Genomic DNA, 9,647 nt, shown 5'->3' on the forward strand with positions numbered 1-9,647 from the left:
TGCAACGGGCTGCTCGCAAAGTTCATTCACCGACTGGCTGGCTCACAATCTTCAGCCCAAGCTAGGGCTTCGGTTTCCTCCATGATCTGATCAGGGTCTTGTACATAACCCAAGCAATCCAGCCGCAGACCAATCCGATCCCGGCGACAATGATTTCCTCTTCTTCAAAGGGAGAGCCATTCAGCCCTTGGTAGACGACAAAAACCATTGCTCTCAATGAGAGCAAAGAAAATACAACTACAGGTGCCCAAAGTAGAATCTTCATCCCTATCTCAATTGCAATCGCATGGATCGGTGCTGGACGATTGGCTATCTATCATTTCTTTCCCTGCTTTTGCGGCGTCATAAGCTCCTTGGAGAGTCGCTTTACCTCGCATTACGTTCCTCAGGCCTTTGAATCCGCCGCGAATGGTCGTCCAGTCGGAGACGATTCTCCCCGCCTTAGCTCCGTGGTATCCCAAAAGAGCTCCACCAACCTCTTGTAACGCAGGGTCACGCTTCTTTCCGTCAAAAGCGCCCCATACCCCAGTTGCACCATCATACATGGTTGCCATGCCAAGACCTCCGGCCAACGCGCCCGCAGCCATGGCTTCTTCTGATCCCAACCCGGCGCCTATGATTGCGGTGACGGCACCACCGGCAAGTTCAATTCTTCCGATGTTGATGTCGGCAATTCCGATGGCAAGGTCAAGGTAGTTGATTCCACAGAGCCCATACGGATCCGTGAAGGAAACTGGGTTTCCACCTACATATGCGTATGTGTTTATGCCCCCCGCCAGCCCAATCGGATCACTCTGCACATATCGGCCAATGCTCGCGTCATAGTCGCGGAAGCCGTTGTACCAGAGGCCGCTTTCCGCGTCGTAGTACTGGCCCGGGAAGCCAATGTTGAACCCACCAATCTCATCCTTCTGGACACTGCGTCCATAGGCGTAGTTATACGCCTTCCAGACGGTCTGCTGACTTGGGCTGGTGATGAACTCAGGGCGCCCCAAATGATCGGTATGCACGTAATTGTGCTGCCCGCTTCGCGCCAATCCCACCAGTTCTCCATCGAACCAGAAGTAATTCGTCCAGACGCCGTTGTTCAGCTCAGTCATGAGCTGGTTCTGGCCGGCGTAGAAGTAGCGACTGTTGGTGTTCTGGTTGATCTTTGCAACGCGCTGCCCCTGGGCGTTAAGCACGTAGTCGGTCGCAGTGCCACCGATGTTACTGCGGCTCATGCGATTGAATGCATCGTACTCATAGGTACTGATCCGGCTACCGGCTGTTTCGCTGATTCGATTTCCCAACGCGTCGTACTGGTACTGGCGGCTGCCGTCCTGGTTGGTGTAGTTCAGCACCCGATTGCTCCCCGGGTCGATGCTGTACTGGGTCAGCTGATTACCTGCTTGGTAGCGGTCGTGATTGCCGCCGGCGTCGTAGGACAGATTGTTGGTAACGCCGAAGCGAGTCAGCTGCGTGAGACGACTCAGCGAATCGTAGCCGATCAACTGTGTCATGCTTGGGTCGACAGCATCAACAATCGCGGTTATTTCGCCGTCGCGGCTGTACTGATATTCCCAATAGCTGACCTTGGTGCCGTTCGGTCCCCAGACCGACATAGCGGTCAGCTTTCCTTCCTGATCATGGTTGTATCCCCGAGCAAGACCGTTGCCATAGGCCAACCACTCGTGGGCGCCCGTGACCTTCCAGCTGGCCTGGGAAATGATCGAGCGCTGAGTGCCATCGATTGTGGCCATCAGGACGTTAGGCTTTCCTTGGCCACCATAAGTGTAAGTTGCCTTATCACCATTGGGATAGGTGATCTCGCTCAGGCGATTGATGCCATCGTATCCATAGCTTGTGCTGTAGTCGGTCTTCTGACCAGACAGATCAGTGAAGTCGCGGCGTATCTGCAGCTCACCGTTCGGTGTGTAAGCGAAGTGGGTAGCGGTCCCAGGCCCTGATGTGCCACACAGTTGACCCTTGCCATTACCACACCAGTCGTAGCTGTAGCCCAGCGTGCGATCCTCGGCGCTCGCAGAGGTCATTCGTCCCAGGCCGTCGTAGCCAAAAGAAACCATACTGCCATCTGCACGCGTCGTCGCAGTCCGCAGGCCAGCAGCATCGTATTGATGCTGTGTTGTTCCCGTATCCGGACTCACCTGCTTCCACAACTGGCCGAAGCCATCAAACTCGTAGGTGGTGACCAGATTGCGAGGATCGCTAATGCGAATCGGACGATCCGCAAGATCGTAGGCAATCTGAGTCGTGCCTCCTGCTGCATCGATTGACTGGATCAGGCGCCCGCGCGGGTCGTAAGTCATTCGTGTAACGCGATTCTGCGAATCGGTCACTTGGGTGACTCTTCCCTCTGCATCGTAGACGTACCTTACGCTTCTTCCCTGCTCAGTGCTCTCAGATATCACGCGTCCCAACTCGTCGTACTGATAGTTCACGGAAGAGACGATGGTATTAAGCCCCATCATGGCCAAAGCAATTGCCGACATGTCTTTCTGGCCTTCCTTAGCGTGGCTCTTCGCAGAATTTCGGGTTGCAACTGCCCTTGTCGTTCTCTGCCCTTACCGTCACCTGCCCTTGCGGCCCCCAGGCTGTGGCCCCGGATGCCAACTGTCCCCAATACTCGAATTGCGCAACACCACTACCGGTGTTCACAGGCGAGACGATCACGGTGAATGTGGCTATGGCGCCTGGTGCGACTGGAGATGAAAGCCCGATAGCCTCGCTGGTCCGCACCGTCCTCAGAACCATATAGGTATCGCTTGGATTCCAGATGACGTTGCCCGTGTTTCGGAACTGGAAAGTCACGCTGGATGACTGTCCATTGAAGATATGAGGCACCGGGGTCGATGCAGAAACCAGCTCGGCGCTACGCATCACGGCAGGGACGGTGAAAGCACCCGAGCGATTGATGGTCAGGTTCGGACCACCAACAGGCGAAATACCGTGCACGTACAGCGCTTTTCCTCCGTGATTTGATCGTACGTTGCCGTCGAGAGGGATCTTGAACCAATAGGCATTTCCACGTGCCTGGCACGCGTTGGCAACGTTTCCGTCGGTCGGCATGTTGGCGCGGCCCGAAGCGACGAATGTACCGCCACCAGCTGCGCCACCGGCATAGACGTGTACGTCGATCGAGGTGTCCACGCCAACTGAGCAGGCCCAGCCTTCAATGAAGAAGTTCCAGTTGCCATCCTGGGTCACGCCGCCGATGTCACCAGCGATGTTTGCTGTCGGAATCGCAAACACGCCTGAGTTCGCGAGCGGTCGGTCCTGGCCGCGGCCCTGCGGAGATTGGCCGTAAATGGAGAACTTCTGACCGCCCAACTGTTGCCTCTGGGCTAGCGAGATGGGCAATTGATACCTATAGGCGCTCCCTGATGCTTGGCAGGCCGCAGCAACTCCCGGCTCGCTGGCAAGGCTCGCTTGAGTGCTACCCAGGTAGACGTTGCCATCGGCGTAACCGTCCACCTGGATTGACCCAGCCGAGCCAGTGGAGCAGGCCCAGCCGCGTACAAACCAGTTCCATTGCGCATCATGGGTGATTTCGTCAATCACTCCAGTAACCACCGTATCCATCGGATAGTCTGTCTGTGAAATCTCAGTGCGCGTGCGATTGGAAGCATTGTTATAGCTATGACGCGTCCACGCCCACTTGCCGTCTCCCATCGTACGCACTTCCTGTATCAGGCGGCGCCCTGCATCGTAGCCGTAGCGGACTGTCACGCCATCGGGCTGGGTGAGCGAGGCGATGTCACCTGCAGCGGTGTAGCCAATGGATGTGGTCGCCCAGCCGGTACCCGAGCTGGTTCTGTCGGACACAACGCGGCCGCGGCCGTCATACGTCAGCTCCCGCACACCACCGTTCGCATTGACGATGCGTCCCGGCAAGCCCAGTCCGTTGAAGTTGGAGTAGCTAACCGTGTGACCGAGCGCGTTGGTGACGCTGGACAAATCGCCCTTCGTGTCGAATGTGGACGTGATGTCGTCCTGTGCCAGAGGACCATCTTCCTTGATGGAGGCGGTCAGCCCGTTGGCATGATAGGTGTAGGTGTATTGCGTGGTTCTTGCCTGCCCGTTTACACCGGCCGCCGTCAGATTGCGCTTCGTCGTTGAACTGATGTTGCCCCTGCCATCGTAAGTGAAGGTGGTTTCGCTATCGCCAACAATCGTTTCTTTGAGCAGATGACGTCCTGCCGTGTCCCATTGATAGAGCGTGACGCGTTCGGCCGAGCTTCCAATGGCTTCGCTCTTCTTCAGCAGGTTGCCGTCAGCGCTGTAGTCGAAGTCGGTAAGATTGTCGACAAAGTCGTGAAAAATGTCCGGGTTTCCGTTTGCATCGTACGTGCGCTCCTTGTAGCTCGCCGGACAGTTGGATGATCTGATTCCGGTCACCGACACTTGGCGCCCGTCCTCATAGGCATACGTGGTGGTGCGTCCCAGCGGGTTCGTCTCGCTGACTTTCAGCTTGATGGGACGTGTCCGGTCATCGGCTGCCGCCAAGAGCGTGCTCTGTGATCCGCTACGAGCGGCGAGTTGAATTGGGCCACCGGGCAAGGAACGGGGTTGAATACAGATCTGACCCTGGCGCGGGTTGTACTCACACCATCCGGTCTCTTCGCTGCCGCGAACGCCACCGGGCCGGGCTGGCGCAGGGGGGGCGGCCACCGGCGCACTGCTTTCGACCACGTAGCTGAACGTGTGCCGTTCGATTCCACCAGCATGCTCCGACAACGTCGCTCGCTTGTAGGCATCGTAGGCAAAGGTGGAATATCGGACGCCGTTGTACGACTTCCCGGTGAATCCTCCCGGGTAGCGCGCGTCCTCATAGTGATAGGTAATGGTCGTCTGCGGCGCACCTGGCAGGGTTACGCTTGCAAGGCGGGCGCGACCTGCCCCGAAGACATCGGCGGTGTATCCGTACTGATAGACGTTCCCAGCTGGGTCCTTGGCTTGGATCAGCAGACCATTGTTCCACGTGAACTGGATGCTACGACCTGACGAATGAGTGACGGTCTGCAGGTACTTGTTGATATAGGCAAAGGTCCAGTAGACACCTTGCTCGTTGCGGAGTTCGGTTATATAGCCATCTGCGTTGTAGCGTTCGCTACCGAGCTCCTCATTGTTCAGCGTGAAGCTTCCATCGCTGTTCTTCACCAGATATGCGATCGGCTTGGCACGATCCTCATTCCATCGTGCTTCGGCCTCATTCCAGATCAGCTTGATACGTCGGCCGTCCGGCCGCTGTGCCCACGCCGTATTCTGTGCGTTGGAGAATACCAGGCTGTAGTCGAAGTTGCTGATCCAGTGATTGCCGAACAGACCTGCGGCGCTCCAGTGGTGATTGTAGGTGCGCTCGAGGAACAGGCCCATTTCCCCATTGACGGTGAAGTCACGCTCAATCTCTACCTTGTTGCCGGTGTAGAGCACGACCGGATTGCCCTTGCGCTCGTTGCAGTCGTCACGGCGATCATCCGTTTCCTGCTCCAGCGCCGTTTTGGCAGGCAGGGAGATATCGGAGTGGTAGGACACGCCCTTGCCGATTGAGATCACGCCCGCTGATGCGATTGCGGCTGCGCTGGGCGGGCGGATGGCGTAGACCCTGTCCATATTCTTGATATCGGAGTTTCCGTCCTTGTTCTGGTAGAACACCCAAGGTGCCTTCCTTGCAGAAGCGCCAGGTACCCAGCAGGCTGTAGTGATCGTCAGTGGGATCAACAGAAGGGCGGCGGCGGACGTGCTTGTCGAACGGAGCATCATGCTCTTGGTATTCCTCGAATTGCTGGATCGGTTTCCACTCGCGCCTGAGCATGCGGCTGAGGGCCTTGGATATTAATCTGATGTTCAGCTCATTGCATAGAGCAGCGATGCGGGTGAGCCGCTGTTGTTCATCGATACAGCGAAGAAGATGTCATCAGCGACTTGGCTGGGATGCCGAAAGCGACAAAAGAGACGCACTTTCCGCCGCAAGAAACTGTGGGCGCTGCTGCGCCACCGACGGCCATCACTCCTGCCGGAGATGGCCTCAGAACAACGACCCCTGCGGCGAATCCTTCTTCGGCGGCAGCGGCTTCTGGAACCGGCTGCAATCCAGCTTCGGCCAATGGCTGTTCTGCGCATTGAATCCCAACCGCTTGCGCGCCAGCTTGAAGCGGTTGTTCAGCAGATCGGCATACACACCCTGGCCGCGCATGCGGGTGCCGAACTGGCTGTCGTAGTCCTTGCCACCACGCAGCTGCTGGATGGTACTCATCACGTGCGCGGCGCGATTGGGATGATGGGTATCGAGCCAGTCGCGGAACAGCGGCGCCACTTCCAGCGGCAGGCGCAGCAGCACGTAGCCCGCGGTACTGGCGCCGGCATCATGCGCAGCCTCCAGCACCGCTTCAAGTTCGCTGTCGTTGATCCACGGAATCACCGGCGCCACCATCACGCCCACCGGGATACCCGCGTCATGCAGGCGCTTCATCGCGCGCAACCGTGCATGGGGTGCTGATGCGCGCGGTTCCAGCTTCGCGGAAAGATGCGGGTCCAGCGAGGTCACCGAGAAATGCACACTGACCAGGTTCTCCGCCGCCAGCGGCGCGAGCAGATCAATGTCGCGCTCGACCAGTGCGTTCTTGGTGATCAGCGAGAACGGATGCCTGGTTTCCTGCATCACTTCGATCAGCTGGCGGGTCAGCTTGAACTTGCGCTCGATCGGCTGGTACGCATCGGTGTTGATGCCCAGCGCGATCGGCTGCGGCACGTAACCGGGTTTCGACAGTTCCTTGCGCAGCAGCTGAGGCGCATTGGTCTTGGCGAACAGCTTGGTCTCGAAGTCCAGGCCAGGCGACAGGTTCAGATAGGCATGCGAAGGGCGCGCGAAGCAGTAGGAACACCAGCACTATATGTGTTTGAGGGGAAGTGTTCAGCGCAACCCCTATCGAACTGGTGCTCTGTCAAGGCTAACGCGGCTCAGGATAGAAATTCCCCCCTAGCCCATGGCAATGAAGGGGAGGTTAGCGTTCCGACTAATGCGGCGAGGACTCAGGGGCACTGTATTGGCCCCGTTGAGCGCCCGACGGCCCGTGAGTGGCCGGGCTAAAACATCGTTTGGTCAGCGTACGCTTCCGGCCAAAAGCGGACACCGCCAAACGCCTGAACTAAGCCGAGCCATCAGGCGGCTTCGGCTTGGAATCGTTAGATGCCGTCACCCGTTCCCTCCGTGACGGCCGCTTTGAGAAGGGGCTTGAGCAGGTTCGCAAAGGTGATCAACGCCGCAAGGGTACTGACGAGCACTTGCTTCGGCGCGCAGCTTGGTGGGAACAGGATCGGTTGGACCTCATTTTCAGCATTGAGCGCATGTTTCATTGTCATTGGCTCAATGTAGGTATCAACTATCTGTTGGGCAATGCGGAAATCTCCCCACTCATGCGCGCATTGATTGCGCAGCTTGTTGAGAAGGCGAGTATCAATGAATTGTTAGACATCAGTGCAAAGCACATGCGCCTTATAGATGGCATGCTGCCTTTCAGCGCCTGCTGCAAAGTGAGGTAGTTCAGCCAACAAGCGATCCACGAGAGGTGCCGGTTCTGGTAGAGGCCGAAACCCAATACCCTCCCACGCCCGCATGCTTGAAGGTGCCATAGCCTGAAGCTGGAACTCCAATGAAGTGAGGTTTGCGAAGTATGGCTCTGGCAGATAGCTACGAGGTATGGATACGTAGCTCGCCCCACAGTGCTTACGAATAAAGGCGTTTCTCAGCTTCTTTGCTGCGTCCGCATCTGTGGCGGACTGCTCGCGAGCGGCAGCTGGGTGATCAAGCTTCTTGCAGTAACGCCACATACGGCCGGTGCAATACGCTTGCGTGAACTTGTGGCTGCGACCTTCGCTGCCAGTGGCGTGCTTGCTGTAAATCCTGGTGCGGAATCCCTCGGTGGCTTTTGGTGTGCTACCGATGCACCGGATTTGTCGTTCATGGTCCCAAAGAGCGTAGATACCGAACTCTTCTGGGAGGTCTGCGAGATTGATTGGCACGGGTCGTGTCAGTCTTTCAAAGATACTTCGGCTGTCCACCATCTCCCCCTGCTGCCTAACTACCTTGTAGCCGGATCCCTGGGTCCGGTTACACGACTTATCCACATACCACCATATGGTGGGCTATCCCCGCTGACAGCGGCTCGATCTTAGGGCTGCTGGGTCCGGCTGACAAGCCGAGGCATAGCCGGACCCAGCAAGCAGACCAGGCCGCATTTCAAGAGCAGTGGACAAGCACTGATGGATGTCCGCTTTGGGTCAGTTGCTGCCATGTCGAGCCCACGACAGCTTCCCGCCAGCAGCAGACAGAGAATTCACCGAACTACAGTCCAAAGAATATTCGCCGGTCACTCTCTTTATGCAAGTTGTGCTTAGCTATGTGATAGTGCGCCGGTGCTACACAGTCAGATCTTAATCTGAACGGAAGCTCGTCGATGCATATCTCTGCCACAACCGCACTGAAATCCTTCTCGTAGCAGGCTTGAAGGACCTTCAGGTTGGTGGACGGGAAGCTGTTTTTGAACTCAATGTTGTACTCGGGAGAGAAGTACCGGATAAGTGATGCCTCATAGAGAGTGATTCGTTCTTGCTCACTAGTCTCGTATAGCTTCTCCAGCCCCGCGCGAATGCGCGTCCCATCATTATCTTTGTTCTTGGCGAATGGATTGAAGAACGTGAAGAGCTGACTGTTGGGAACAACTGTCAACAGCAGCAGGGTTAGCTTGTGCGTCTCAGGAATGCCTTTCAAGGCAATTTTCTGAAGCGTCTCGTGCTTCAGCAGTCTGTCTAAGGCATTGCGTGATCCATCTTTTCCGTAGGCCTGCCCGATGTACTTCACGTCGAAATCTATCGCCTGCGATATGGAGCTTAGTCGTGCCTGTAGGTCCTGAGGACTTGGCCATCCCAAGCGTCCCGATGCATCAACAACGTGATATATGTCATCGACCAGCTGCAACCGACACCCTTCTGGGCACGGGTACTTGACCTCGTAAGTCTGTCCTAGAGCACTCATAAAAATGCTCAGCTTGTCGTTCTCTAGTTTTGCATTCTCAAGGACAATCCTGGGTACGAGCCCAATAAGGTAGATATGGCAATCTTTGACTACGCTCATGACTGAAGCCAACGCATCTTTGTCATAGATTGCTTCTGCTGGAATGGTGCAGTAGCCAGAAGCGTACATTCCTAAAGCGTGCTCGACATCAAACACGGCTTCTTTGAGCTTTTCCTTCATGTCTTGCTTCATCACGTCCCCGTCCGCTGCCCAGAATGATTGCGCCGTGCTAAATGAACAATGGTCGGCTCCTCGAGTCGGGCTATACGAAGTACCCGCAGCCCGTGATTTGAGGACTAGACCCTTGATACGGCCTCATTTTAGGACGGCTGTGGTTCACTTAACAGTCCGATGTGTAGTGAGAGCTACCAGGGTGCAGAGCGTGCGCTCACGCTGATGTCCGCTCTGGATCGAAAGGTGCCATGCCCATGCCACGATAAACAACCTTAATCCACTGCCTTGGCGATGTCCGCTTTCGGCCATAAGCAGACATCCACCCCATCCCTGATAAACATCCCTAGGCCGCAGCAGACCTCGAGCCTGCTGCGGTCAATTGGTTTTGGGGCAGACTACG

General features: G+C 56.6%; 4 protein-coding genes and 1 pseudogene. 1 reads left to right on the forward strand and 4 read right to left on the reverse strand.

The genetic code is table 11. The features are described 5' to 3' along the window. Nucleotides 1–272: 272 nt before the first annotated feature. The 3 genes and pseudogenes from AC2A1N_RS08180 to AC2A1N_RS08190 all read right to left on the reverse strand — a co-directional run. Nucleotides 273–2,492, reverse strand: a complete 2,220-nt coding sequence (locus AC2A1N_RS08180; protein WP_484371975.1) for an RHS repeat-associated core domain-containing protein — start codon at nucleotides 2,490–2,492, stop codon at nucleotides 273–275. A 16-nt stretch (nucleotides 2,493–2,508) separates the two neighbouring features. Next, the gene (locus AC2A1N_RS08185; RefSeq protein WP_484371977.1) at nucleotides 2,509–5,655 is read right to left on the reverse strand and encodes a DUF6531 domain-containing protein; all 3,147 of its coding nucleotides are present in this window, start codon (nucleotides 5,653–5,655) and stop codon (nucleotides 2,509–2,511) included. 373 nt (nucleotides 5,656–6,028) lie between these two features. After that, nucleotides 6,029–6,883: pseudogene (locus tag AC2A1N_RS08190) on the reverse strand (PA0069 family radical SAM protein); the annotation flags it as partial. 293 nt (nucleotides 6,884–7,176) lie between these two features. Between AC2A1N_RS08190 and AC2A1N_RS08195 the strand changes: the two are divergent. Beyond that, nucleotides 7,177–7,542 (forward strand): hypothetical protein, encoded by a 366-nt coding sequence (locus AC2A1N_RS08195; RefSeq protein WP_100441045.1) that lies wholly within the window; start codon nucleotides 7,177–7,179, stop codon nucleotides 7,540–7,542. A gap of 802 nt (nucleotides 7,543–8,344) precedes the next feature. Here the strand turns inward: AC2A1N_RS08195 and AC2A1N_RS08200 are convergent. After that, entirely contained in the window at nucleotides 8,345–9,253 is a 909-nt protein-coding gene (locus AC2A1N_RS08200; RefSeq protein WP_484371979.1) for a hypothetical protein, read from the reverse strand. Between the last annotated feature and the right edge of the window lie 394 nt (nucleotides 9,254–9,647).

The sequence above is a fragment of the Stenotrophomonas maltophilia group sp. SKK55 genome (genome assembly GCF_057179845.1).